Raw genomic sequence first — 26,053 nt, forward strand, 5'->3', positions numbered from 1 at the left:
TGAAACTTGAACTTAGATGCAGACTTATCTTGGGCATGTCCGGATTAACGGCATTTGCAATAGGTCTGGCCATCACATTGGACCCACAGTCTTTCTACGCCAACTACGGCATCGTACTCTCACCGCAGCCAAACCTGATGAGCGAGTTGCGTGCACCTGCTGCCAATCTCGCGGTACTTGGCCTGATCATTTTGTGCGGAGCATTTTACCAAAAGTTGATCCAGGCCTCAGCCTTGCTTGGGGCTACGGTTTTCTCAGCTTTCGCCGTGGGCAGGACAATCAGTTTCGTCCTCGATGGTTGGCCATCCGAAAACATTCTTGCCGCATTTGCGATAGAGGTTTTGCTTGCGGTGTTGTGTTTGTGGGTTGTCGGTGGAAATGCGAAATCTGCAGCGCCTGCCTGAGACGGTTTTGTCCACGTAGAAGTCGTTCACACCTAGTGCAGCGAACGGCTGCCCTGAGCCCAAAGCGGACTGAAATGTGCTCGCCAAAATGAATTGCGGCGATAGACATTCTCTTGAGCGGTCTAACCCACCACTAAATGCATTCACCGCCATCGATAACCAGGGCTTGCCCCGTCATAAAAGCGGATTCATCTGAAGCTAAATAGACGATCCCATGGCCAATCTCTTCAACTGTCGCCCATCGACTCATGGGGATCGCCTGCTCGATGTAGCTTTCCAGTTTGGCACGGCCTCCCATCTGCTTTTCGAAGCCTGCATTGAAAGGGGTGTCTACAAATCCTGGACATAGGGCATTGAAACGGATTGCATGGACAGCGTAGTCGGCTGCCATCTGCCGGACCATCGCAACAGCAGCGTGCTTTGTAGTCGCATAGGCGATCATACCCCGGTCATATTGAACCCCAGAATTGGAGGCCGTGACGATCACGCTGCCTCCACCTTGTGATTTCATATGGGGGACGGCTGCACGCGCGGCAATGAAGTGAGCGCGGACATTCAATGCCCAAGAAGCATCCATTCCATCTGGTTCCACTTCTTCCAGTGTTCCTTCGATCTGCAACCCAGCGTGAGAGTGCAACACGTCAAGCCGACCGAAGTTTTTAACTGCTTCGTCTATGGTTCTGGTAAGGGCATCGTCATCGGTCACATCAAGCTGTATGGCAGATGCTTGATTTCCCTGCGCATCGATCGCGGCCACAGTGGCTTCAGCAAGTGTTGCATCGCGATCGGTTACCACAACATGCGCACCCTCTTGTGCCATTGCCATTGAACCCGCCCGACCAATTCCTGATCCCGCGCCCGTCACGAGCGCGACCTTACCTGCAAGCCGCATGTCACTTGGCTCCTTTATTTAATTATTCGATTTTGAGGCGCCTCGGCGCAAAAGCAGCTGCGCTGCAACGAGCAACAAGAGCGACGCGCCCATAACCATAGTGCCGATGGCATTGATCTCGGGTGTTACGCCGCGCCGGATGGATGAGAATATGTAGATTGGCAGGGTTGTTTCTGAGCCAGCTACGAAGAATGCGATGATGAAATCATCAAATGAGAAAGTGAAGCTGAGCAGGAAGCCTGCCAAAATTGCCGGTGCTATCAACGGCAGGGTCACCTGTCGAAAGGTGCCCCAGGGCGTCGCAAAGAGGTCAGCCGAAGCTTCCATGAGCGCGCGGTCCATACCCGATAGCCTTGCACGTACGATGATTATGACCAGCGCCATTGTGAACATGGTGTGTGCGGCGACAAGCGTGGGCATCCCCATGGAAAGTTGCGGGGGATTTGCTCCATCGGGCCATAGGCTTGCAAGAAGCGGGTTTAGCCAGCCGAATACGGTGACCAGAGCAATGAGTGTCGCGATGCCGATGACGATACCGGGTATCATTATCGCAATATAAATCATCGCATCAAACAAAGTTCGGAGCCATCCCTTAACCCCTTGTAAAGCGATGGCCGCCATGGTTCCGAGAGTGGATGCGAGGCAAGCAGTTATGAATGCCGCAAGCAGACTGGTCTCGAGCGCGTCCATTACAAATGGGTTGTTGAGCGCTTTACCATACCATTGGGTCGAGAACCCCATGAACTGGCTTGCGTGTCGTCCGGCATTAAAGCTGAAAAGCGCGATGATGCCGATTGGAATATAGAGAAAAAGGTAGACGCAAATCGCGTATAAGCGCATCGGACCCTCACATCAGCGAGACATCTTCGCGCTGGCCACCCAGGCGCGCGATGAATTTCATGTAAATTGAAACAGTGACAAGCATTACGACAACCAGAGTCATTGCGACCGCCGATCCGTACGCCCAGTTCCGAGACTGCAGGAACAGGTCCACCAGCGCATTTCCGACGAAAAAAACCTTTCCGCCGCCCAAGATCGCTGGGATCAGAAACTCGCCCATCAGCAAGATGAAGACCAGCATGCAGCCAGTTGCGATACCAGGTACCGACAAAGGAAGTGTCACCTGACGGAACGTACGCCATGGGGTAGAGCCGAGATCAGCCGATGCTTCCAGAAGGCGTTTATCCAGTTTGTCTAAGCTTACAAAAATCGGGAAAACCATCAGAGGTAGATACCCATAGACAATCCCGACAAGCACAGCGAACGGCGTATTTATCAGGCGGACATCATCGATGCCGATCGACTCCAGTAAAGCGGGCAAGCCACGCCCCCCAAGGATGAAAATCCAAGCGTATGACCGGATCAGAATCGATGTCCAGAACGGCACGATCACTAGGATCAACAGCGAAGTTCTCCACTTTGGTGAACAACGCACCGCAAGAAAGTAGGCGAGCGGGTAGGCAATTACCAACGCAGCGATAGTCCCCAGAGGTGCAAGGATCAAAGTGTTCTTAAACGCCGTCCATCGCGCAGGAAGGTTGGCATATTGTTCCAACGTGAACGCTGGAACGTAGCCTCCGGCGGCACCCCGTTCGCCAAAGGAAAAGACGAAGACGACCAGCAGAGGAAGGGCTAGCATTACCAAAAGCCATATTCCTGCTGGAGCCAGCAACAGTGCTTTTCTGCCTCGTTCGGTCATTTTGTCCTCGTCTTTTCCGATATTGGCGGCCTTGCCGCTTAGGCCGACTTGAAGCGGGCGAGCAACTCGGCACGGTTTGGATCGGTTAGTGTAGCCGCCGCGCCGAACTCGAGTGCATTCAGAAGGTCAGCTGCCGGATAAAGGATCGGATCTTCCAGTAGTTCCTTCGGCAGCAACGCATTGGTGCGAGCATCAGCCGATGGATAGCCGTGAGCGAGGACTTCTTTCGCATTAACTTCCGGGTTCAGCAGGAAGTCGATCAAGGCATAAGCGGCATCCATATGGGGTGCGCCCTTAGGAATAGCGTAGTAGTCGGACCAGAGTTCACCGCCCTCAGTCCCCAGAACGTAGGCGATTTCAGGCATGTCGACATTCATCTGCTTGCCGTCACCTGTCCAGCACATCGTCATCCAGGCATCACCGTTACGCATCGGCGGCTGATAATCCGACGAGATTGCAAACAGATGCGGTTTGGCATCCAGCAACAATTTCTCGGCATCCGCCAGTTCCTTCTCATCGACCGAGTTGAAGGAGTAGCCGAAGTATTTCAGGGCATTACCGATGGTGGTGAGTTGGTAATCATGCACCATTGTCCGGCCTGAGTAACCTTCCATAGTAAGGTCCCAGAACTCTTTCCATGTGGTTGGAGTCGGAGCGCCGTCAAGCTTGCTGGTGTTCACTGCAAAGCCAGTCGTGCCCCAGTTTTTTGGCACCGCGTAAAGCTGGCCATCGACAGAACCGGCATCGGAAAAGCGCTGTTCGAATGAACCTGCGTCGTAGTTTGGCAGTTTGGACGTATCGAGCGGGATGATCAGATCTTCACCCACATACGTAGTGATGGTGTAGTTGGTTGGAACGAAAACGTCCCAGCCAGACCCTCCAGCCTGTAGTTTTGCCAACATCTCTTCGTTCGAACCAAAAACATTGACCTGAACATGGGCGCCAGTGGCTTCCGTGAAGGCTTCGAAGTTCATCTCGTCATGGTAGTTCGGCCATGTGGCGAGGATCACTCGGTCGCCAATGTCCCCGGCAGCAAATGCCGGGCGTGGACGCAACCCAGGAACGGCCGTGCCCAGAACGGCCGTTGCCATCCCAAGACCTGTCACGCCTAAGAAATGTCGCCGTGTAACCGAACCCTTTTGGTACCGGCGAAGCTCTTCCATGAACTTTTGCTTGGAAATAGTCCCATTATCCTTGGTCATTGTGAACCTCTCTGTTGTTGGATTGCGGGATTTGTTATTTTTCCAGGATCAGCAGTGCGCCTTCGCCCCATGAAACAAAGGCCTGCTCTCCTGCATTGAACGTCCCCTCGTTCAATTCCGCTTGCCTTGGCACAAGTACGTGGAAATCACCCAGTGCTTCGTTGCGCGCAAGGTATTCTGTGTGCTCACCAAGGAAGATCCGATTTTGAATGGTAACTGGCAGAGCGATTTCAGCTGTGGGTAGCGCGCGGGTCAGCGTGATCTGTTCAGGACGGATACTAACGCACACTTCCTGCCCTGCATCTATTGGAATCTCCGGAGTTCCGTGCACCTTTTGGCCACTCGCTAAACGCACAGTGATTTGGTCGGCTGCTGAGTCAGTCACAGTTGCATCAAAGAAATTTGAGGTGCCTACAAATCCAGCCACGTAGCGGCTGCGGGGCATGTCATAGAGTTCGCGTGGGCTGCCAACCTGCACAATACTGCCGCCTTCCATCACACAAATTCGGTCGGACATTGAAAGCGCTTCTTCTTGGTCGTGCGTGACGAGGACAAAAGTTATTCCCAGTTGTCGTTGCAGGTTCTGCAGTTCAAACTGCATTTCTTTTCGAAGCTTTCGATCCAGAGCAGCCATTGGTTCATCAAGCAGCAAAAGCTTGGGCTCGTTTACGATCGCACGCGCCAAAGCGACGCGTTGCTGCTGACCACCAGACATCTCCCAGATGCGACGTGGGCCAAACCCACCAAGACGGACAGTTTCCAGCGCTTGCTCAACCTTTGTCGCGATTGTTTGTTTGTCTACGCGTGGTCGTTGTTGGCGCAGGCCGTACGCGATGTTGTCGAACACGCTTAGGTGAGGAAAAAGAGCATAGTGCTGAAACACCATGTTGACTGGGCGATGGTGCGCATCCAAGTCGTTGACGACTTCTCCATCGAGCAACACCTGACCTTCGGTTGGCTTCTCGAAACCTGCCAACATTCTAAGCGCAGTGGTTTTGCCGCAACCAGATGGGCCTAAGAACGACAGGAACTCTCCTTTCCCAATGGAAAGATTCAGGTCTTTGGCGGCGACCACATTCCCGAAGGTCTTGGTCACTCCTCGGAGTTCCGCAATCGTCTGCATAGTGACGCTCATGTCAAAGCTCATATACTGCCGTTTTCCTTTTGCTTGATTTTTTGGCATTTGTTGGCATACCACTCAAACAAGGAAAAAGTAACAATAACTCGGAATAACTGTATATACCACAATTGGGGTATAGAGGTGCTTTTCGAAAATCTGGAGCGGCGTGTGTACGATTGGATGGAAGAGGCCGGCAGGGTCGTGGAGAAGATCGGAACCCCAGAATTTCCATGTGCTTTGGCAGATGGCTTACGGCAGGTCGCACCATTTGATTTTACGGTGGTGTTTGGCCATGTCGGAACCGAAGCACCAATAGACCTTCACGACGATTTCCCAAAAAGCAAACGGCGTATTTTTGTTGAGGATTACCAAGCCGGGCCCTACGTACTTGATCCATTTTTTTTGGCCGCGACAAAGCCAATAACACCGGGTCTGTATCGCATGCGTGATATCGCACCGGACAGGTTCTATCAGGGCGAATACTATCGCAGCTATTACAAAAGGACTGGGTTAGCAGAGGAGATTGGCTACTTTATCGATATCCCAGGCGCTGGGATGATTGTGGTCTCGCTCATGCGAGCAGAGAAGCCTTTTTCCGCCAAGGAAATTCGTCATTTGCACGCTCTATGGCCGCTCGTTCGGGCAGCCTGCTGCAAACATTGGAGTGACTTTCCAACGATGGCCCGCGGCGCCGCAGCGAATGGCGTTAGTCGTCGCGTTGATCTAGCATTCCAGGCATTTGGCGATGGCGTTCTGACGCCACGAGAACGAGAAGTCGTTGAGTTCACATTGAAGGGCCATTCGGCAGAAGCTGTTGGCACAATTCTCGGCATCTCTCCAGGCACAGTCCGCATCCACAGACGCAACATTTACGCGAAACTTAGGATCAACTCGCAGGGTGAGCTTTTTTCAAAGTTCATTGAAAAGGCGCTTTAAAAGGTTCCTTGAACACCCACTTTATCCGTTTTGCCGACCTTGCTACCTTGTGACCCGGAAAGCACCAAACATTTGGACGGCACTGTCTGATAGCCAAGGAACCCAAAGGGAGAGGGTTGGGACGCCCGGGACCCATGTTGGGCTAAATTAATACCCGAAAACGCTTTCGGGCCATTGTCTATCTAACCGGATCAGCCGTTTTAAAAATGGCGTCAAGATACGAAAGGCAAAATTTCATGGACGCACCAGTTATCCAGTTGATTTTTATGCTCATCTTGCTGGTTGTCGTGATCTGGCTTTATATCCTGCCTATCACGATGGCAGGGCGGCGCAACCGATCCGGTTTGATCTGGTTCCTGATCGGTCTGGTTGGATCACCCCTTTTGGCTATTCTTTTGCTGCTGGCTCTAGGTGACGCACCCGAACAACCAACAACCTAATTTTGGGACGATACCATCTGACACTCAAAAGGGCTTAACCGGAGGGTATCTGGACGCTCGTGAGCCATAACGTCCTGCTCAGCATGCAATAAGGGTGCCATTTGAGACACTATACTTCCGGAAGTGAAGACAACTAATCCTTCTCACTCTCCACAACCGTGTACTGTAAACCCAAGGTCGGTCGATTTGATTGGAGAACCACAGACCGCTTTGTCCGCATCGCAGTCGTATACGCCGAGTGCCGCGAATAACCGCTTCGAGCCCTGAGCGGACATTGATACGTTGAAGCAACTAGCTGTCGCCGATAGAGTTTCATAGAGAGGTTTGCTGCTATGTACACCCTGATTGACACTGTGGTTGTGGGCGGAGGTCAAGCTGGTCTTTCCGTTAGCTGGCACTTAAAGCAGGCTGGTCATGACCACGTTGTTTTGGACCGCGGGCAGATTGGCGATACATGGCGTAACCGTTGGGACTCGTTCTGCCTGGTCTCTCCTAACAAACTCTGCCGACTTCCAGGTTTCCATTACGATGGGGATGATCCCGATGGTTTCATGCTCCGCGATGAGATCGTCAAATACATCGAAGACTATGCGAAAAGTTTTGGTCCGCCCTATCGAGGGGGCGTCGAGGTGGCTAGAATCGAGGCAAGTGCAGGACCGGGTCGGTTCAAACTATCCACATCAGATGGCGAAATCAGAGCGCAGAACTTGATCGTCACCGTCGGCACGCATCAACACCCGAATATACCAAGTTGGCATTACGATCTGCCCGAAAGGGTTACTGGCATACATACGTGTGACTATCGCAACTCAGCGAGCCTACCGGATGGTGCGGTATTCATTATTGGAAGTGGTCAGTCAGGGTGTCAGGTCGCTGAGGACCTGCACTTATCCGGGCGCGACGTACATCTTGCAGTGGGCAGTGCTGGCCGCATCCCACGTCGCTATAGGGGTCGCGACATTTTTGAATGGGACTTGGCGACTGGGTACATGAATATGGCGGTAAAGGACCATCCCAAAGGGACAGCTATCCGGTTCAAAGCCCATCCACATCTCTCTGGGCGAGAGGGTGGTCGTATTATTGATCTGCGCCAGATGGCGCTCGACGGGGTCAAACTACACAGCAAGATTGAGGGTGTTAAAGACGGGTGTCTGATTTTGGCGGGCGGACTTGAAGAGACGCTCAAGGCAGTGGACGATGTGTGTCGCGCGGAAATGGAGAGCATCGACACGTTTGTTGCAGAGAATGGACTCGATGATCCCAAGGAAATTGTTGTCCCGATCAACTGGCAGCCCAAACCTGAACAACCGTTCTTCGACTTGGCTGCAGCAAATGTTTCAACCGTCATATACGCAACTGGGTTTCACCGCGATTTTGGATGGATCGACTTGCCAGTCTTCGATGAGACTGGCTATCCGCTTTATGAGCGAGGTACTACGGATATAGCAGGCCTGTACTTCTGCGGACTGCATTGGATGCATACACAAGGGTCTGGCCTGTTTTATGGCGTGGGCGAGGACGCGGCGTACGTAGTTGATCACTTGATTTCCACTTCGAACAAATGAGGTGCGCGACAGCCTCGAGCCTAGCTTGGTTCGAAGGTTTCCAACTGCAACTGGATCAGTTTTCGGACGTGTTTGCCGAGACGACTTGCGACTGAGATATAAGCCAGTTGACGAACACCTCAGCCTCGGGACGCTGAAATTCTGCTTGAGTCTGGATGTAATAGACGCCGAAGAGTGGCTGAGAGAACAACTCAATCATCCGACCAGATGACAGATCGTCCTCGAAAAAAGCTCTGGCAGAATACGTGATACCGTCACCCCGGCGAACCGCAGTCATGATCAGGTTCCCAGGCATGTGATTTATGGTCAATGGCTCGGGAGGTACGACCCCATGATAGGTGAACCAGTCGGCCGCCTCGTTGGTGCCTAGTTCCTGCAACCAGGGCAGCTTCGTTAATGAGGCCGGGTCACGCAGATCTTGGCCTTCCACCAGTGAAGGTGCTCCGATCACGACCATGTCGGAAACAAGGACAGTATCCTGTTTTTTTCTTGGCATGCGTCTATCGTGATACCGAATGGCGACATCGATACCACCTGGCTTTATCTGAACCAGTTCAGAAGTTGGGTTCAGCATCAAAGTGATCTCTGGATGTTGTTGTTGAAACTCTGCCATTCTCGGCAATAGCCACTCCACCGCGAATGCTGGTGACATGGTCACTTGAACGGGACGGTGTGCTGCATGTTCCGCCAGTCGTTCGACACCCCTTCCGATAATTTCAAAGCCGATACCCAGTTCACGTGCAAGCATGATGCCTGGCTCGGTCAGCTCAATGCTGCGCCCACGTTTAGCAACGAGAGCTACACCCAAATGTCTTTCCAACGATTTCACCTGCTGGCTGACAGCCGCTTGGGTAACGTTCAAGCGTTCAGCCGCCACGGTGTAACTCCCTGCTTCCGCAACTGCTGAGAAAGCGCGCAAAGCGTTCATCGGGGGAAGGTGCAACCAATCCATACTATAGTTTTTCTAAAGCTTTGTTAGACTATTTGAGTCGCATGATATCGGCATTCTTGACATTATTCACAGTGAAATCTGTTCTAAAATCATGAGATATTAGAGCAGATGCCTCATTATCGATGTAAACCTAGCCGTACGTCATGAGAGCTTGATACGATGAAAAAAATTCAAGGTGGATGTTACTGTGGTGCTGTTCGATACCAGATCGCGACACCACCTGTCTGGTCGGGACATTGCCATTGTCGTTCATGCCAAATGGCTCTTGGTGGCGCCTTTGCAACTTGGGCTAAGGTAGCCACCGAAGACTTCGCCGTTATCAAAGGCGAAATCCAACACATGGAGAAAACTCCGGGTATTCGTCGCGGGTTTTGTCGGGACTGTGGAACGACGTTGACCTATGCGGCCCTAAATGAAGTTGATGGCCAAGACTGGAGCGCTGATGCGTGGTTTTCTGCTGTAACGTTGGACGACCCATCGATTGCGCAGCCCAAGGCCCACGTCTTCGTCTCACATCAGCAGCCATGGATAAAACTCGACGACGGGCTGCCGACGTTTCCTGAGTTCTAATCAAGTTTCCGAGCGAACGGAGGAGAAAGCGATGAACACTGTTTATTCATATGCCTGCAAGGATTGCGAGGGCATGGAGGCCTGCCCAGGCAAAGTGATCGCAGCGACCAAAGATGAAGTATGGAAACTCATGGAGCTCCACGCGGTGGTCGCTCATGGAGAGAACCCCAGCTCGTGGGATGCCGACACTCGGGCATATCTGGGAACATTGATAAAACCAGCATGATCAAATCAGTTAAGCTTCGAACCCAATGATATTTCGGTTTGGATCGCTTAGTGACGAATGGCGGCTTTGTTGCGAAGGACCGGCTTGGGCTGCCAACCAGCTAATCATGTAAGCTGTAGGGATAGGCAGCTCTGTGCCCTGAGGAGACATGGTTAACCTTCTGGTTGATTGGTGAAAAGCAGCCTTTCTGCTAAAATGCAGCTGTGGAAAATGTGGGATGGGAGGAGAAATCATGTCTTGGAATGTTTCAGGTGAACTCGTCGAAACCTGCAATTGCAACATGCTTTGCCCATGCTGGTTCGGACAAGCTGACCTCATGCTCTTGGACCAAGGGTATTGCGCGACTTCCCTGTTGATACGCATTCGCGAGGGCTCTCATGAAGGCGTGGACCTTTCTGGCCAAAACGCGATTGTCTCATTGCATTTCCCCGGGCCGACACTGTTCGACGCCAACGGCACCGGGCGAGTGTATATTGACGAAAACGCCAGCGAGGCGCAGGCGGCGGCATTGGAGACAATTTTGCAGGGTGCGTCCGGCGGCGGCATGGAGGTGCCGGCAAGCCTGTTGTCGACCTGGCTTCCGACCAAACGCGCCGGGATCAGCGTGACCGAGGCCGATGGCGAAATAGCTGCAAGCGTGGCCGGTGTGGGCGAGATGAAATCCCGTCGTCTGGTCAATGATCTCGGCAACAAGATGAAACTGCAGAACGCCGCGTTCAGCCTCGCCTTCGGGCATGAGGGGCATGAAGGTGATCTGGCCCCCAGTGACGGCACCACCTGGAACGACTCGGATATGCCCGTGACCTGGACAGGCCGGTCGGGTGTGGTCGGACAAGTCGCCTGGGCCGGCTGAGGCCGGGCCGGATCGTAAGGCCATCATAATGAATGCTTTAGGAGTTGCACAACGGGATCGGGCGCTGGTTCTGGCTGCGCTAGTCGCGCTCACGGCGCTGGCGTGGGCCTATACAATTTACCTCGGGCTTGGTTCGTCCTCGATGACGATGGTCGGTGACATGGCCATGCCGATGATGATGCAGTGGTCCGTCGCGGATTTTGTCTTCATGCTTATCATGTGGGCGGTGATGATGTTCGCGATGATGCTGCCTTCGGTTACACCCGCCGTAATGATCTATGAGCGGGTCCGCGCGAAGCGGGAGGAGGCAGGGCGGCCCTTCGTGCCAACGGGCAGCTTCGTGGCGGGGTATCTGTTGGTTTGGCTGGGGTTCTCGCTGGCGGCGACGGTATTGAATTGGTGGCTGCACACGGGTGGCGCGCTGTCCTCCATGATGGGGAGGGTTGCGCCGACCGTGGGCGGCGTGATGTTGATATTCGCCGGGTTGTTCCAATGGACGCCACTCAAGAACGCTTGCCTGGAGCATTGCCGCTCGCCCATGAGTTTTCTGACGGCTCATTGGCAGGAGGGATCCCTGGGTGCCGCGAAGATGGGGCTTCGCCACGGGGCCTACTGTCTTGGCTGCTGCTGGATGCTGATGGTGCTGTTGTTTGTATTGGGCGTCATGAACCTGCCGTGGGTTGCCGTCCTTACAATCGTGGTGTTGGCGGAAAAGACGTTGCCATTCGGGCGGTTTCTGAGTCGTGGATTGGGCGTGGTTTTGATTGTCTGGGGCGGGTGGCTGATCATGCTCGCCTGAGGAAACGTTGGTGTATTCACAGGCTGGATAAAGGCCACCGCGGAGCGATCTTCAAAACGTCACCGGACAAGCAATTTCTTCGGGAGTTTAAATTCCGCTCCGAACCCAAAGCGGAAATAGGGGAACTGGTGTGCTAAACTGTTGCAAGACCATTCAGATTTGCAGGAGTTGGCCATGACTCACATCGATCACCTAAAATCGATATGCAAACTTGAAGGGATTCAAGTCGTCGATGTTGGTGCGGGTGACGGCGTCTATTCGCGAGACTTGTACGCTGCAGGAGCCAAAGTCACTGCAATAGAAATAGATCCGGACAAAGTTGCTAAAGCCAAAGAAGATCTACCAAGACATATCGACGTTAGGCTTGGGGCTGCCGAAGACCTGCCTCTCGACTCCGGCTCGCAGGACCTCGCGTGTTTGTTCTTCTCACTTCATCACATTCCAGTCGAGGTTCAGCACACTGCTTTCACTGAAATTCGCCGCGTTCTTGGAAGCAGTGGGCGGTTGCACATAGTGGAGCCCTATCCTTATGGGACAATGTTTTACGTTGTACGATTGGTGGAAGACGAAACCCTCGTTCGAACGCATTCTCACGAAACACTTAACCACTTGGACGGAGTAGACGGATTTCGGTTGGAAAACAAAAAAGAGTACGTCCTTACTCGTGAATATCCGACTTTCGAAGCGTTCCTAGAAAAGATTGTTTGGCCGGATCCAGATCGTTCTAGAGCTTATGAAAAGGTTTCTTCCGACATGGAAGACGCATTCAACCGGTCGGTCGAAACCCTTGATGGGAAGATCGTTTTACACCAGCCCTGCGCCGCATACCACTTTATCGTTTCCTGTTAACGGCTGCCATACCGCGAGATCCAGCTCCATATGGTAATTGTGCCCACATAGCGATCCTTGGAGATTATTCCATGAAATCATGGACGCGGCCTTGGGTTCGGCAAAGCAATTGGCCAGTAACCTCCGGCAAGCGGCTACAACTAGCCCAAGCAGACTAGAACTCGTCCTAATCTTAGTTTTTTAAGAAGTTTCAGTCAGGTTCGCGCGAGTGTCGTTGATATAACGCGACAACAAACTTCCGAATGGCTCACTTGGTCAATCGATCTTCCGAGTATATATTCGGGTCGATGATCGCGACTATGTCGCTGCCGCTATCCTCCAAGCCAAGTCTTTCGCACAACCGTGCCGATGCAACGTTGCCCGGAGCAATGCCTGTCTTGAACCCAGTTGCGCCAAGCTTTTCATGAGAGTGTATCATAGCTTTGGCTCCCAAGACTTTTGCTACACCTTCGCCCATGCGTTCAGGCTTGGTCGAAAGTTGCCCCCATTGAGCGCGACGATGCAGCCTACTGCTGGGCGGATGGCACAGAACTGAGCCCGCGGTTGCAACGGGAGCACCTGAGCTGTCAAAGACGACCATCGCAAATCCGGGGCGAGACAATCCGCGCATAACCGGCCCTATTGGCGGTAGAACACCGTGGCTCATTGCGACTTCTGCGAAAGCTTCAAGCCATTCTGGCGGAGAGTCTCGATCAATCACACGTACGGTCAAATCCTCGGGCAACGCCCGTGTGGCAATTATTTTCCGAGCAATGTCAACACAGTTCAGCCCGCCAAGATAACAAGCTATTGTGTCGGTTTTTAATCCCTGACTTTCAATGACTTCTCGCGTCTTTGCCACCTCCTGACGCGGTATGCTTTCTATCGCCGTGATGCCGAGTATTCGAGCCATTGCAACGGCATCATCCAAAGCCCCGCTGTACTCGTTGGCAATTTGAATACCGCGCCCATGGCTACAAAATCGAGGGTCATCACCCAATAGCTGGATAAGATGCTCACCCATGGTCGACATGCGTCGCTGTGCATCACTTCCAAATACTTCCATAGGTTATCCTTTGGGCCGCCGCAAAATGGTTCGACGATGATCGTTTGATATGAGTTGCGTCGTCAAGCGCACGTCAGACGCGAGACCGCGACGAAAAGAGAGTTATTGGTCTAGGGTGAATGTCAACTATGTCCGCAGTGCGGTTACTCACGACAATTCGACGAACGACCGCACCGAGCCCAAAGCGGACACATATTGAATTTCTTGGCCGTATCTACGGAAACCACAACCCATTGGTTGCATGATTACCAGCGCGATCGTCGCTTGGATGCTCCACTTGGCCTGAAAACTAGCCAACTAGAAATGCGGCGCGACGCCAAGGCAAAATTCTCAACATCAATCTGGATCAGTTTATGCAGTTCTGAATTCCATCAAGCAGGCAAGATATTGTGGTTAACCCTGAACAAGTTGGTGGGGTCATAACTACGCTTTATCTTAGACAGTTTCTCGCCATTCTCGCCATACGCTCCGGTCATGTGGTCTGCTTCGTCTTCCGGCATGAAATTGACATAGGCACTACCGCTCGCATGCGGTTGCATCTGGTCGTATAGCTTGCGCGCCCATTCGATACATTGAGCATCCTTGCTGGGGTCCTCCCAACGCGTGTGAACATTCATGATGAAGTGAGCAGATCTTTGGGGATAAGCGGTTGAACCGGCCTCGACGCGCGCCATTGCTCCGCCCACATGAGCAATAAAAACTTCACACGCCGGGTCAGGAAGGCTGGAAATCGCATCCAAGAGTCCTGAGATTGCATCCGAAGAAAGTGCATCGAAATCATGGCTCTTCCAGTAATTCCTGGCGCCTGGCGTCAACAAAGGATCAAAAGCGGCTTGCCAATCTACGAACTTGTGGGGAGATATCACATCGGAGATTGGTTCACCTAGCGCGCGTAGTGCCGCCATAGCTTTTTCACCTTCTGCCATCGGCCCGCTATAGCAGGCTGCAAAGATCAGCACCTCTCGCCCATGCCACTCAGCTGGCAGGAACGGTAGAGGGGGCGCTTTTCGCATCACACTCCAGACGGTCAGCTCATCCGGGGAATTGTCAGCAATCGTAGCAAATTCAGCGAGGAGCTCTGGCGCATTTTCTATCGGATGAACAATGAGGCCAGACAGGACATCGGGTCCTAGCTCATGCAGTTGGAATTCAAATGAGGTTACGACACCAAAGTTTCCACCCCCACCGCGGATAGCCCAGAAAAGTTCCGGGTGGCTTGTAGGAGATGCGGTTACAATGGCTCCGTCCGCAGTCACAACTTCCGCTGAGAGCAGGTTGTCGATCGTCATGCCAAATTTCCGGGTGGTCCATCCAAAGCCGCCGCCAAGGGTAAGGCCTGCGATGCCCGTGGTCGAGTTGATGCCAACGGGAACGGCAAGTCCATGTGCCTGCGTTTCACGATCCACATCTCCCAGCTGTGCTCCCGGTGCAACCCGAGCAGTCTTGTTGACAGGGTCTACGTGAACCGACCGCATCTGGGACAGATCGAGCATGACTGTTTCATCTGCGACGGCGTGCCCTGCAATCTGATGCCCACCTGACCGAACCGACATAACGAGGCCGGTCTCTCGTACGAAATTCACTGCCTTCTGCACATCGCTTGCCCCCAGAGCGCGGATCACGAAACCTGGGTAACGTTCGAACATGCTGTTCCACGTAGTTCTTGCGTCTTCGTATTCCGGGGTGCCTTTCTGGTAGACCCCGCCGCGAAGTGATGCATCAAGAGCGTCCAAAGTGTCTTGATTCACAATAGCTGTACTTCCGTCGAGTGTTTTCAGGTCAAACATTCGTAAGCCTCCCAATAGTCAGGTCAGGCTTCTTGTAGGGCTGCCTCAGCTAATTGTTAATTCCGTCGCGTTGTCTCGCGAAGTCGTTTCATTGAGTTGGGTAAAATTGGCTGCTGGTCAGGCGAATATTGCCGGATCAATCCGATCCACGGGCGTAATGACGTCGGCGGGAATATTCAGGCGCTCAGCTGCCTTCCTGAGGCTCTCCTCATCAGGGGCTTCGTACAAGCAGTATGTTTTGCGCTTATCTGCACTTAGAAACGAAAATATCCACTCGACGCCGACCTCGTCATTGATTTCTTTGATGTGAATTTTGTCATCATCGCTGACGTTTAGCTGCTCGGCAAAGTTTCTTTCAATTATGTACCTAGGCATAAAGTCCCCCAAAACATTCAAGTACCTTAACTCGCTACTCCTTCGAGCTTTGACCTTAGGGAAACCATACCCAATTTCTGCGAAATTGCCAACGCTTCCCCTTCCAGTTGAAACGCCTGTTCCACATCATTCGGGCGTCCCCGTCGCCTTAATGCAGATGCATAAGCCGCCTTGCTGTGCGCAATCCAAGGCGGGCATTTCATGCGGGTGTCTATTTCTATGGCCTTCTGGAACATCGCCTCAGCGGCATCCCAGTCCTTCAACACCATGCCCAGGCTGCCGAGGCGTCGCGCAGCTGCGCCAGTACAAACAGTGGTCGCCCCTGCGGTGATCGTCAATTCTTCGTAGGGGGCCAGCAATCCATAAAGCGTCTTAGCGTGTTCCTGATGCTCAATGGCGACACATATGTCGGCAAGATATGACAATGTCGTTGAATACATGGCATCAGGTGGAAGATCGAAGCCATTGGCAGCCATTTCACTCAGTATACGTTCAGAAGCTTCCTTGTATCCCAGTTCGGCAGCGATAAGGCCAAAACCCGGTTTCCACGAAATGTCTTCAGGGCTGTCTTTCATCAGTTGCTTGATCACAGGCGCAACCTCGTGCAGTCGGTTTTGCTCGCGGCGGATGGTAAACATCTGAACCCCGAAGACGCCCTCAACATGTTCTCCATGGGTCCTTCGACCGATCTTCACTGCCTCAGTCGCGTGTTTTTCTGCTTGCTCAAAATCGCCGTCCATAATTGCAACCATGGCGCGTGCGTGCTTCTGAACCCAATAGAGTTGAAGATGATTGTCTTTTTCCGAAATCTCGGTGAGCAAACCCAGAGAATGGTCCATTAATTCGCGGTCGGCCATCTCGGCACCTACAAACAGGCTGAGGGTTCGGTCTCGCCCTTGATCGACACTACCAAGATGCTCGGCTACACCGTGCATAGCCTCCAGATTTTCCCGCCAATGGTGGGCCTCTCGTCCCTTCCGCGCGACAAATGGGGCCCCAAAATGCATCATCATTACCGAGAACTGAGATTTATAGTCTCCCAATTTTGCAGCCAGCTCCATGGATTGCTGGCCGAAACGTGCCCCTTCGGAAAACTGACCGACGAACATGTGGGCGCGCGCAAGCTGGCTCATCAATCTGCACCGACGGACTTCATCATCATCGGGTAGGTCTTTCAGCGCATTATCGCAGAGTTCGATCGCCTCGCTGTGCCTTTCGCTGGACATCATGCATGAGTCAGCGAAGTGATTGGCCGCGTCAGCGGCTAGCTCCACGTTGCGCGCCGCCTGGGCAGCGTTGGAAGCGTCTTTCAGAACTGCTATCCCTTGAGGCAATTGGCCCAAACTGTCATGGCTGCGGCCGACCAGGATCTTGCCCTTGATCAACTCTGTATTGGAGTCTGATCCAAGTTTTTCGGCAGCTCTCAAAGTTTCTTTAGCGTTCGTCATCGCTTCTTGGCTGGCAGATCGCACCAACGCCATTTCTGTCGCGGTCTGCCATTTTTCAAACGCGGCACTCCAGTCCTCAGCTTCAGAAAGGTGGCGCGCGACCAGCTCAGGGCGACGCTCAATCTCAGATGACCTTATCCGCATCAAAGCGCGCGCGACGTCTGCGTGCTGTTGTCTCCGGGTTGAACTCAACATGGATTGATAGGCGGTATCGCGAATAAGGGCATGGCGGAAAACGAAGTGCCCGCGATTGTGCCCGCTTTCAAAGATCAGGCCTGTTCGAGAAAGCTCTTCGAGCCATTTGTTGATATCAGATTTTTCAAGGCCTTTCGCGGCACATAATATGCTCGGCTCAAATTCTCGGCCAATTACCGATCCTGTAAGGGCAACCTGTTTTGCCTCTGGCGAAACTGCGTCGAGCCGCGCCATCAACGCGCCTTTCAATGACGATGGTATGTAGCTTTGCCCCTGCTCGCCGGATTCGACAATGGCTCGGGTCACTTCTTCCACGAATAGCGGAACACCATCGGTTTTTTCAATTATTGTAGCGATCAGAGCTTTGTCCGGTCTCTTGCCTGTAATGTTTTCGACAAGGTTTGAGACATGCGCAGAATCAAATCGGCGTAAAACTAGAGACTGTACGTGTGTGTCCCCATCATCACGGGCCAATCCCCACCCGGGTCTGTGGGTTATCAAGATCATCAGAGGAAGATCGGTGCATATCGATTTAAACCGCTCCAACAATGCTTGTGTGGAAGGATCGATCCAATGAGCATCTTCTACGCAAAGAATAACCGGGTGCACGCTTGCCCGCACCTGCACTGTGTGGATTAATGTTTGGATTGTCGTGTCGCGCTGCTCCTGCGGTGACATCTCGAGCACCTTTTGGGCAAGCGCACTACGCGGTGCGACCAACGCTGCAAAGACAGGCAGAACTTGTTCCCAGTCCAACCCTGGTCGACCTTCAAGCATTTTTCTGACATGCTCAAGGATCAGATTGTCATCAAAGTCCGGTTCAACACCCGCATCCTGGGATATTCGTTGGGCTACCGGATGAAAGGGGCTGCTGCTGAGATAGGGGGAACAGTTCAGCCTTATGACATCGACTTCGTCGTTTTCGGTGATTTCAGCAAGGAATTCCTCTGTAAGCCGCGACTTTCCTATTCCGGCTTCACCGGAGAGCAGAACAACTTCTCCGTGGCCATTCTGAGCACGTTGCCATGATTGCAGTAAAATTCCCTTTTCGTAGTCCCGGCCAACCATGACGCTGTCGACATCGTCTCGATGTGAGGCCTGAAACCGGCTTTCCGCGCTGCGTTCTGACATCACTTTCTGAACACTACGTGGTTCAGCAAACCCCTTAAGCTCTGCCTGCCCAAGAGATTTAAACTCAAATATCCGATGTAAAGCTGTCTCGGTTTCCTCAACTGACAAAACGACTGAGTTTGGCTCTGCATGTTCTTGAATCCGTGCCGCAAGATTGACTACCGGACCAGTCATGGCCCCCTCCTCATATGTATTTTCGCCAATGGTATCGCCGACCACAACATCACCACTCGCAACTCCCAGTCTGACTGACAAAGGCTCTCCGTCAGGCGTTTTGAGTTCTTTGACTCGGTGAACAGACTCAAGACTAGCTTTTACCGCCCGAATTGCGTGATCTTCGAAAGCCCGCGGCCATCCGAAAAACACGAGCAGACCATCGCCCAAATACTTTGCAACGTAGCCACCATATCGGCTCACGGCTCCTGCAACGGCATCTTGATAGTTCTGTAGCAAGTCCCGCATGTCTTCGGGATCAAAGCGATTGGTGAGTTCAGTCGAACCGACAAGATCGGCAAACAAAACAGTTACGTGACGCCTCTCTGCAGTAGGCGGTTCGACATGCTTCTGTTTGCGCGGATCATCACTTTGTGAATTGACTGAGGTGGGCGCTTGTTCACGAGCTGCTTGTGACGGCGAGGTTGCGTGCTGTTGGCCGACTAGCTCGTGAATTGCAGCGAGGATGATTTTGCGGTGACCAAGGCTTACTCCGAGCTCTTTTAAGTCGTCGCCAGATAGTAGTGGCAGAACACGCGCATCAATATCGTTTTCCGCAAAAACATCTGCGTACTGACTCAGGTCGAGATCAATTAACCATTTGTCTATTTCAGCCGACATCTTTGGATCATGCTGAGATACGCGGCACTAATCAAGAAAACGCTTTCAAAATGAACTGACTATTCAATGAATGGCGTCTGCTTTCATTTATCTTCGGGTCACTCTACAATTCCGGCTCTTGCCACCGCGTTCTAGATTTACACGACTGGCTGATTGGCTGCACGCGTTTGATGTTTTGCCTTTGAAGGCGACTTTGTCCGCATTGTGCGAAATTGGCTGGCCTGAGATTTTGCGCTTGCAGCGAACGGCAGGTTCGACGGGCCGCGCCGCGGCATGACAAACTGTGGGTCAACGGCGGGAATGGGCCGGGCGTGACGGGGACTGACGCCGTGATTTGGCAGATGCTGCGCCGAATCCGATGACTGCTACGAGCCCAGAGCGGACCCGACCATTGGGCAGTCTAAGTCAACTGGTTTTGTAAAACGGTAAAGTATTGGCATGGCGGTGAATTGCGGCGAGTTATGATATAGTTGGCGCAGCTACGACTGACGGAGGTTTTCTTGATGCTACGTTTCAGTATCGCCAATTTGTTCCTTTTCCCGGTTCTAACGGTGGCTCTGTTTTCGCAGGTTGCTCAGGCAGATGATATTTTGCAGGCGGCCAGTAATGGTGATGCCGAGGCGCTGGAGGCGTCGCTTGCTGCCGAAGGAAGCGTTGATCCAACCAGTTTGGAGCGGCCTTTGTTCTTCGCCGCTCAATCCGGCCATACCGACATTGTTGCAATCCTTCTCGAACATGGCGCAGATGCCAACGCAACGCTCGACTTTGGTAGTCCGTTGCAAAAGGCAGCCCGTGGCAACCATGAAAAGATAGTTGAACTTTTACTGAAGGCGGGAGCAGACCCAAGCGCACAGGCCGGCGATAAAGACTATACTCCGCTTCATGATGCTGCCGAGAGAGGCTCACTGGACGCCGCCAAAGTTCTTGTCGCTTATGGTGCAAATGTAAATGCACGAGAGTTTTGGGGTGTGCCGCCGATCCATCTGGCCACAATAAAAGATAAGGCAGAGATGATTTCGTTTCTCTCAGAAAGCGGTGCACAACCAATCGAACCGCCGCCCATATCCGAAACTGAATTGGCGATCGCCGACCTTGAGCTCGGGCGGATTTCAGCGATTGGTTGTACGCAATGCCATATTATCGAAGAAGGAACCGTGCCATCCGGAGCGCACAATCACGGTCCGTCGCTCATAGGTGTTGTCGGGCGCACCAAAGCGGGTGTTGAAGGTTACAAATACTCAAACGCAATGGCTTCCCTATCCGGTGATTGGAACATCTCAGAACTCAATCAATTCATCGCCGATCCCGCAGGGCGTGTTCCCGGAACAGAGATGGCATTGATGCCGGATCTATCGGACGCCGAAAGGGTCGCTTTGATTGCGTTCCTTAGCACGCTTCGAGCGCAGTGAGCCAATATCAATACGCTAGTACAGGCAATCGGGCTAAGGTCCGCTTTGTCCGCATACCGGACATACCAGCGAATTTGTTGAATGACCGCTTCGAGCCCAAAGTTACCAGGTGCTGCAGTCCGCGCTAACGACAGTAATGCGCAGAAAGCGGACTTTGCAAAGTTTGACGTGCAGCCCACAACTGTCGTTGGACAAGTTCTCCGGATGCCGTCGGCGTTGGCTCAACATTCCATAAATCGAATGGTTGTATTTGATTAATCCAGCGCGATACTCTGAATGCAGCTTTATATCTTCGGAACAAGTGTGGGGCATCGAATGAACAAGTTGGCGCTGACAGCAATGGCATTGATCTCCACTGGCGCGGTGTGGGGTGCCGGTATGGAGCGATGGGGTGACTCCGGCGACTGGACAATCCTGATTGATCCCGAAAAGGGCAGCGGCTGTCTGGCGTGGAAGCCCTTTGAAAACGACATGACCGTTGAAATCGGCGCGGCACCCAATCAGGCTGGTGGCTTTTTTGCAGCCTTTAATCCGGCCTGGGTGCAAATCGAGGACGGTGCGACGGGCATGGTAAAGTTCGACTTTGGTGATGCGAAATTCGAAGGTGAAGCAATTGGAGTCTTCAAGAATGGAGTACCCGGTGGCTACGCTTTTTTCGACAACCCGGCGTTTGTAACCGAGTTTGGAAAACGCCAAAGCGTCACGATCATTGGCGAAAGCGGGGCCGAGGTGGAGCTTGATCTCAGCGGGTCTGCAAAAGCCATTGAGGCCGTTCTGGAGTGCCAGGCCGAACAGCCAGAACCACTGAAGAATTAAGTATTATTGCAATTGATTGATGTCCGGCAGGCACGGTTGCCTGTCGATAGGCATTGCATCAGCGCCTTCTGGAGCCTTGTTTCTGGACCCGCCCACATCCAGCTTGAACTTTGGCGACGAAAGCTGGCCAGTCACATCAAAGGGCCAAGCGCTTCGGGATAAGGGTTTGCCAACGCGCCGCGGCTCAGCTCTAATCGCAATGCTGTCGTTCAGCCAGTCCACTTGTCCCTTGGCCACTAATTGAACCGATCCCGTTTCAATGACGATGGAGTTTGAGCTGACTTGCCCGGCTTGGATATCGACCGGGGCAACCACACAAGTGATGTCGGTGTAGCCTTGTCTGAACTCCTCTGAAAACAGCCAGGGGAAAATGCCCAGCCCCGCCAGTTCTAATAGGCTGGTGCTGATGTAGCCCTGCGACATCGACAAAGACGCGCTGCCGCGCATGGAGTTTATGAAGGCCTTGCCAGTGGTAGTGCTGCCGGAAACGTTAAACTCTCCGCTCAAACGGCCATAGGCATCAATACCAATTCCCAACTCATCAAGGATCTCACCGAATTCCCATCCCGAGGTTGATCCCGACAATGAAAGCCAATCGGGTGAATCAACCATGTCCATGACCGCCCGAAGGCTGAAGTTTCCGCCACCATAAGCCATCTGAAGGGGGCCGAAATCCACGGTTCCTTCTTTAGCTGATAATTGGCTTGAAACAGACGTTACACCTTGCTGGCCTACAATCTCTTTGAACTCGATCTGTACCTCGACGTCTGCTTCTTGCAGCACGCGTCGCACATCCAGAAGATCGGCAGGTTTCCCTTTTTCCTTTGGGAACACCAAGAGCTGGACGTCTGTCTCCTTCGGCAGAACCAAGGGCTGAACTTCGGCTTCAGGTTCTTTTGTGGCCTCGCCTACCAGGCTTTTCAGTTGATCCAGTACGGCAGTCAGGTTCTTCAGGTCGTTGAGATCGAGCTTTTCACTCGTGATGTTGCCACGGACGACGGATGCACCTTCGGGAAACTGTGCATCCAAAGCTGCAAGAAGATGCGAAGACCCGGCTTCGAACTGGATTGCGGCATCAAAGTCCTCGCCCTTTTTAGAGGTATCAGCATCGATAGCTAGTGATCCGATTTCGACAGGTTGCAGATTGAGCGCGGTCAGAAACTGGGCACCGTCGTCGACATCCAGTTCCACATCGAAATCGAGACCAGCCAGCCCTTTGAGCTCGTTGACGGATAGTGCAAGATCGAGCGCCCAAAGATCGGTGCCGTATGTGGTCGCGTTAAACCTGTTGAGTGAAACCGGCCCGCCCGCATTGGATATGTTGAAATCGGCTTTGATGCCGCCGAACTGGTCAACATAGTCTTTATCGAGGTTGGGCAAAATTAACTTGGCGGGCCCGTTCAGCACACCATCGAATGTTACGTCCTGAAGCTGAAGCAGATCGAGGATTTCACCTTCGGCTTTCAGGACAGGCTCTTCAATTGGCCCAGCTTGCAGCGCGATGCCCAGCATGGCGAGCCGGCCGTCTGGCATGCGGCGAATGCTTTCGATAGAGGCTGGACCGATTACGTCTAACCCCTGGTCAAACGCATTGGTCTGGAACAGCAACTTCTCGAATTCGAAGGAAGCCAGGGATCCAACCATATGCATTTCAAAGCCCGTGAACTTCAATTCCTGGATACTTTTAGCTGCTGGCGGCGGCTGTCCTTCCGGATGAAGTCGCGCGTTGAAAAGCAGGTCGACGCCCTGAGCGATGTAGAGGTCATCTATTGAACCTTCAGCTTCGAGTTTTTGTCCGTCCTCCAGGCTTACGGTGGTTGTAAACGCCTCGATCTTCAGGGCGTCCTGAGACACGAGCTCAGCCTGCAACTGGCCATTGCCTTCCAAAACGCGTTCCAATCCAATGACATCTAGAAAATCACCGAATTCACCGGTGTCCATCTCCAATACAGCTCGATAGCCACCACCTTCGTCCTCCGAGAAAGGCTCACCATCGTAGCTTACGGTCATTTCGCCAAAACTGGCCCGCGTCGTAAACGGTGCGGCGTGTGGGTAGTCGCCTTCGATTTGGAAACCCTGACCGTTGACGGAGCCGGATCCAGAGACCTTCGTTCTTTGTCCATTATCCACTTGTTCGAGCGCGAGTGACTGAAGGTCAAACACAAACGAGAAGCCCGAGACCTTGTCGTCGATGTTTAACCCGATTGACGTGAAACTGACGTTCTTGTCGCTCAGGAAGTTCAGGATCCCACTGCTTTCTGTGTCGCTTTCATCGATACTATCAGCGCTAGCGACGTCTTTTTGATCGTCCGCTGATACAGGTTCCTCGGACAAGGGCCTGGGTGTTGGCCTGTCTTTTCGCCAACTCGTGGTGCCGTCTGCGGCTGTAAGAATATTCGCTTGAAGGCCTTCCACTACCAGATTGTCAAAATGCAGACGCCCGCTGGTCAAAGCGGCAATGTCCAACTCCAGTTCCAGCAGGTTCAATTTTACAAGTGGTGAATCCGGCATTGTCTGGCTCGGGATGACCACCCCGCCAACGTAGATGTGACTAATGCGTCCAAGCGCGACGCTTACATCATCGTTCACCAAAAGGGGCCGACCAATTTGTTCCGAAAGAACTCCTTCCACAAGGTTGCGGCGCATGTCCGAGAACATCGGAGCAGCAAACAACAACCAAACAAACGCGACTGCTGCGAATGCGAGAAGTGCGACAAGCCCAATTATCCTAAATAGCCAAACCCTCATGCGCTCCCCTATCGCCGCTTTCGCCCTTCAGTCTCTGACAAGCAGATATTCGGACCACCTAACTGAACGCCCCTTCTGAACCATATTCAGGTCGGTTGGGCCGTGTCACTATTCGTCTTTGATAGCCCCGCCAGTCGCTTTTGTTCTTCCCATAAGTACACTTGCCCTATTGGTTGTAGCCTCTTTGGAAGTCTGGATTGGTCCAAAAGTCTGAACGTCATCGACCTATTGGACGCGCGTTGCTGAAAAGGTAGTAAGCGCAAAATGTACAAGAAGGGCTTTTTTCATCGCCAGGTCCGGTGTCCGGGTTTTCAACTTGGGCCGGGGTTCACAGAAAGATCGCCCCGGCCAGCGTCAGGACAAGCGAGGTAATTCTTGCCGTGAAACATCGTACTTTCATCTAGTTGAGAAGATCACCGACGACGCCGACGGCATCAACAACGGTGGACAGGTCATTCGTAACTTCGAGGACTTCGCCATCGACCTGAATGTAGCGGTTTCCTTTGCCCGGCTCCTTCAGCTTCCATTTGGAAAGGTCCCCAATATCCTCGAACTCCAGATCAGATGGGAGCTTGGCACCGCGCGTGTAGCGTTTGATCTGACCAGGTGGGATAGTCTTTGGGCCTTTGCCGGGTTTGTCTTCAATCTGAATACTGACATCACCGTCTTTGCCCCCCTTGTTCGGCTTTTTACCCTTGTTGTCTTTGGCATGGGCATCGCTGCCTCCAAGGGTGAAAAACACAACTGATAAGGCTGCGAGAATTCCGTATACGATCTTCATAGACTTTTCCTTTACTTCCTAACTTCATTCAACCGGAGTTGAAAATTCCGGCACGCGCTTCAGGGCTTCGATCATGTCCGCGCTCGTCATCAGTTCGATGAACGTGTAGTATTTCAGAACCCCTTGGCTCAGACGCGAAGAATACATGGCCTGCACTATCCGAAGAGCGAGCCAGTGCTGCGCAGCCGTTGTCGGCTAAGCAGCAGACTGCTCACAATGCGCCTTCGTCGCCCAGGAACTCGATACCAGCTGTCGCGCCATCACTGTAAGCAATGCAATTCCAAGGAGCACGATCCTCGCCAACGCCTACAGTGACCTGTGTTCCCGCCTCGCTAAACGCGGATGAGAGCACCACGACTTGCGAATTGTTTGTCGTATTGGCTACATCTCGCAAACATGCTTGCTGAGCCGGTGTGAGCTCGGCGGACGCGCTTGATGTACTCGTATCGTCACAGGCCGCAAGCATTGCGAAACAAGTTGCGCCTGCAATCATCACCATCTTGTTGGTCATTTTCTCCTCCCTCTGGGTCCTTTGAAATTAGTGAAACTGGATGCGCTTGTTTGAAGCTCTCGCGTCTGAGTACCCAACAGAACATGCTTCCATCCTGTGAATACCTTTCCCAAAACTTGCTGCGGCGGGCTTGGTCGGCGGAACAACATTTCGTTGACTATCGGGGCCGCCAACAACGTGTGAAGGCCGAATGACGACACTGGCGAAAGCTAGAGCAAACTTTGGAAAGATGGGGAGAACGTTAGGTTTCAACATCGCGTCCTCCCAACGCTCGATCATTATTAAAGGCCTTCCGACCGCCAGCACTCACTCTAGCAGTCGGAAGGGCCCGACAAGTCGGGCGACAGCGACAACAACGGAGGTAAAATGAAAGTTGTGTCGAATTCGCATGTTTGAATCTATTTATTCATAAATCAACATATTTTCCGCGCGTAAACTTCTTTACGCTCTCGTATGATAAGCGTCT

Annotated in this window: 25 protein-coding genes; 11 read left to right on the forward strand and 14 right to left on the reverse strand. The window is 52.7% G+C overall.

Annotation, left to right across the window (positions count from 1 at the left end):
* Positions 1–404 (forward strand): DUF4345 domain-containing protein (locus tag RUE5091_RS19665; protein WP_131726341.1); only part of this gene is annotated, 404 nt, incomplete at its 5' end.
* A gap of 133 nt (positions 405–537) precedes the next feature.
* Here the strand turns inward: RUE5091_RS19665 and RUE5091_RS19670 are convergent.
* Genes RUE5091_RS19670 through RUE5091_RS19690 form a run of 5 tightly spaced genes read right to left on the reverse strand, consistent with a single transcriptional unit; the run spans position 538 to position 5,344 of the window.
* On the reverse strand, positions 538–1,296 hold the full coding sequence (locus RUE5091_RS19670) for an SDR family NAD(P)-dependent oxidoreductase (protein WP_058283649.1): 759 nt from the start codon (positions 1,294–1,296) through the stop codon (positions 538–540).
* Positions 1,297–1,314: 18 nt separating this feature from the next.
* Positions 1,315–2,136: an ABC transporter permease gene (locus RUE5091_RS19675; RefSeq protein ID WP_010442232.1), complete on the reverse strand. Its 822-nt coding sequence runs from the start codon at positions 2,134–2,136 to the stop codon at positions 1,315–1,317.
* Between the two features lie 7 nt (positions 2,137–2,143).
* Complete coding sequence (locus tag RUE5091_RS19680) at positions 2,144–2,995, reverse strand: ABC transporter permease (RefSeq protein ID WP_058283650.1); 852 nt, start codon at positions 2,993–2,995, stop codon at positions 2,144–2,146.
* 38 nt (positions 2,996–3,033) lie between these two features.
* On the reverse strand, positions 3,034–4,197 hold the full coding sequence (locus RUE5091_RS19685; RefSeq protein ID WP_058283651.1) for an ABC transporter substrate-binding protein: 1,164 nt from the start codon (positions 4,195–4,197) through the stop codon (positions 3,034–3,036).
* A gap of 34 nt (positions 4,198–4,231) precedes the next feature.
* Positions 4,232–5,344, reverse strand: coding sequence for an ABC transporter ATP-binding protein (locus tag RUE5091_RS19690; RefSeq protein WP_082643741.1), 1,113 nt, complete (start codon positions 5,342–5,344; stop codon positions 4,232–4,234).
* Between the two features lie 141 nt (positions 5,345–5,485).
* Here RUE5091_RS19690 and RUE5091_RS19695 point away from each other — a divergent pair, with 141 nt between their 5' ends.
* The 3 genes from RUE5091_RS19695 to RUE5091_RS19705 all read left to right on the forward strand — a co-directional run bounded on the left by RUE5091_RS19695 (position 5,486) and on the right by RUE5091_RS19705 (position 8,258).
* Entirely contained in the window at positions 5,486–6,253 is a 768-nt protein-coding gene (locus tag RUE5091_RS19695; protein ID WP_112297204.1) for a helix-turn-helix transcriptional regulator, read from the forward strand.
* Between the two features lie 236 nt (positions 6,254–6,489).
* Complete coding sequence (locus RUE5091_RS19700) at positions 6,490–6,693, forward strand: hypothetical protein (protein WP_058283652.1); 204 nt, start codon at positions 6,490–6,492, stop codon at positions 6,691–6,693.
* A gap of 332 nt (positions 6,694–7,025) precedes the next feature.
* Positions 7,026–8,258: a flavin-containing monooxygenase gene (locus RUE5091_RS19705; protein ID WP_058283653.1), complete on the forward strand. Its 1,233-nt coding sequence runs from the start codon at positions 7,026–7,028 to the stop codon at positions 8,256–8,258.
* A 55-nt stretch (positions 8,259–8,313) separates the two neighbouring features.
* Here the strand turns inward: RUE5091_RS19705 and RUE5091_RS19710 are convergent, their stop codons facing one another.
* Positions 8,314–9,210 carry a LysR family transcriptional regulator gene (locus RUE5091_RS19710; RefSeq protein ID WP_082643731.1) on the reverse strand — a complete coding sequence of 299 codons (897 nt, stop codon included), beginning with the start codon at positions 9,208–9,210 and terminating at the stop codon, positions 8,314–8,316.
* 159 nt (positions 9,211–9,369) lie between these two features.
* On the opposite strand from RUE5091_RS19710, the gene RUE5091_RS19715 reads away from it, so the two are divergent.
* From RUE5091_RS19715 to RUE5091_RS19735, 5 genes are all read left to right on the forward strand, one after another.
* Positions 9,370–9,780, forward strand: a complete 411-nt coding sequence (locus RUE5091_RS19715) for a GFA family protein (RefSeq protein WP_082643732.1) — start codon at positions 9,370–9,372, stop codon at positions 9,778–9,780.
* Positions 9,781–9,811: 31 nt separating this feature from the next.
* The gene (locus RUE5091_RS19720) at positions 9,812–10,006 is read left to right on the forward strand and encodes a DUF1059 domain-containing protein (protein WP_058283656.1); all 195 of its coding nucleotides are present in this window, start codon (positions 9,812–9,814) and stop codon (positions 10,004–10,006) included.
* Between the two features lie 232 nt (positions 10,007–10,238).
* Positions 10,239–10,859 carry a DUF1326 domain-containing protein gene (locus RUE5091_RS19725; protein ID WP_165590803.1) on the forward strand — a complete coding sequence of 207 codons (621 nt, stop codon included), beginning with the start codon at positions 10,239–10,241 and terminating at the stop codon, positions 10,857–10,859.
* 28 nt (positions 10,860–10,887) lie between these two features.
* Complete coding sequence (locus RUE5091_RS19730; protein WP_058283713.1) at positions 10,888–11,658, forward strand: DUF2182 domain-containing protein; 771 nt, start codon at positions 10,888–10,890, stop codon at positions 11,656–11,658.
* 174 nt (positions 11,659–11,832) lie between these two features.
* Positions 11,833–12,507, forward strand: a complete 675-nt coding sequence (locus RUE5091_RS19735; protein WP_058283658.1) for a class I SAM-dependent methyltransferase — start codon at positions 11,833–11,835, stop codon at positions 12,505–12,507.
* Between the two features lie 247 nt (positions 12,508–12,754).
* On the opposite strand, the gene RUE5091_RS19740 is transcribed toward RUE5091_RS19735, so the two are convergent.
* From RUE5091_RS19740 to RUE5091_RS19755, 4 genes are all read right to left on the reverse strand, one after another.
* Positions 12,755–13,552, reverse strand: coding sequence for a GNAT family N-acetyltransferase (locus RUE5091_RS19740; RefSeq protein ID WP_058283659.1), 798 nt, complete (start codon positions 13,550–13,552; stop codon positions 12,755–12,757).
* Positions 13,553–13,923: 371 nt separating this feature from the next.
* The gene (locus RUE5091_RS19745; protein WP_058283660.1) at positions 13,924–15,339 is read right to left on the reverse strand and encodes an FAD-binding oxidoreductase; all 1,416 of its coding nucleotides are present in this window, start codon (positions 15,337–15,339) and stop codon (positions 13,924–13,926) included.
* A gap of 117 nt (positions 15,340–15,456) precedes the next feature.
* Positions 15,457–15,714 carry a DUF4242 domain-containing protein gene (locus RUE5091_RS19750; protein ID WP_058283661.1) on the reverse strand — a complete coding sequence of 86 codons (258 nt, stop codon included), beginning with the start codon at positions 15,712–15,714 and terminating at the stop codon, positions 15,457–15,459.
* 26 nt (positions 15,715–15,740) lie between these two features.
* Complete coding sequence (locus RUE5091_RS19755; protein WP_058283662.1) at positions 15,741–19,322, reverse strand: adenylate/guanylate cyclase domain-containing protein; 3,582 nt, start codon at positions 19,320–19,322, stop codon at positions 15,741–15,743.
* 503 nt (positions 19,323–19,825) lie between these two features.
* Here RUE5091_RS19755 and RUE5091_RS19760 point away from each other — a divergent pair.
* Both RUE5091_RS19760 and RUE5091_RS19765 read left to right on the forward strand, forming a co-directional pair.
* Entirely contained in the window at positions 19,826–20,731 is a 906-nt protein-coding gene (locus tag RUE5091_RS19760; RefSeq protein ID WP_058283663.1) for an ankyrin repeat domain-containing protein, read from the forward strand.
* Between the two features lie 315 nt (positions 20,732–21,046).
* Positions 21,047–21,547, forward strand: coding sequence for a hypothetical protein (locus tag RUE5091_RS19765; protein ID WP_058283664.1), 501 nt, complete (start codon positions 21,047–21,049; stop codon positions 21,545–21,547).
* A gap of 3 nt (positions 21,548–21,550) precedes the next feature.
* Here RUE5091_RS19765 and RUE5091_RS19770 read toward each other — a convergent pair whose 3' ends face one another.
* The 4 genes from RUE5091_RS19770 to RUE5091_RS19780 form a co-directional block, all read right to left on the reverse strand.
* Entirely contained in the window at positions 21,551–24,295 is a 2,745-nt protein-coding gene (locus RUE5091_RS19770; RefSeq protein WP_082643734.1) for an AsmA family protein, read from the reverse strand.
* A gap of 400 nt (positions 24,296–24,695) precedes the next feature.
* A complete protein-coding gene (locus tag RUE5091_RS19775) occupies positions 24,696–25,076 on the reverse strand; it encodes a hypothetical protein (protein ID WP_131726342.1) in 381 nt (126 codons plus the stop codon).
* Between the two features lie 24 nt (positions 25,077–25,100).
* Entirely contained in the window at positions 25,101–25,223 is a 123-nt protein-coding gene (locus RUE5091_RS23760; RefSeq protein ID WP_010437819.1) for a hypothetical protein, read from the reverse strand.
* Between the two features lie 64 nt (positions 25,224–25,287).
* Complete coding sequence (locus tag RUE5091_RS19780; RefSeq protein WP_058283667.1) at positions 25,288–25,587, reverse strand: hypothetical protein; 300 nt, start codon at positions 25,585–25,587, stop codon at positions 25,288–25,290.
* Between the last annotated feature and the right edge of the window lie 466 nt (positions 25,588–26,053).

Source organism: Ruegeria denitrificans (assembly GCF_001458295.1).
GTDB classification, from domain to species: Bacteria; Pseudomonadota; Alphaproteobacteria; order Rhodobacterales; family Rhodobacteraceae; genus Ruegeria; species Ruegeria denitrificans.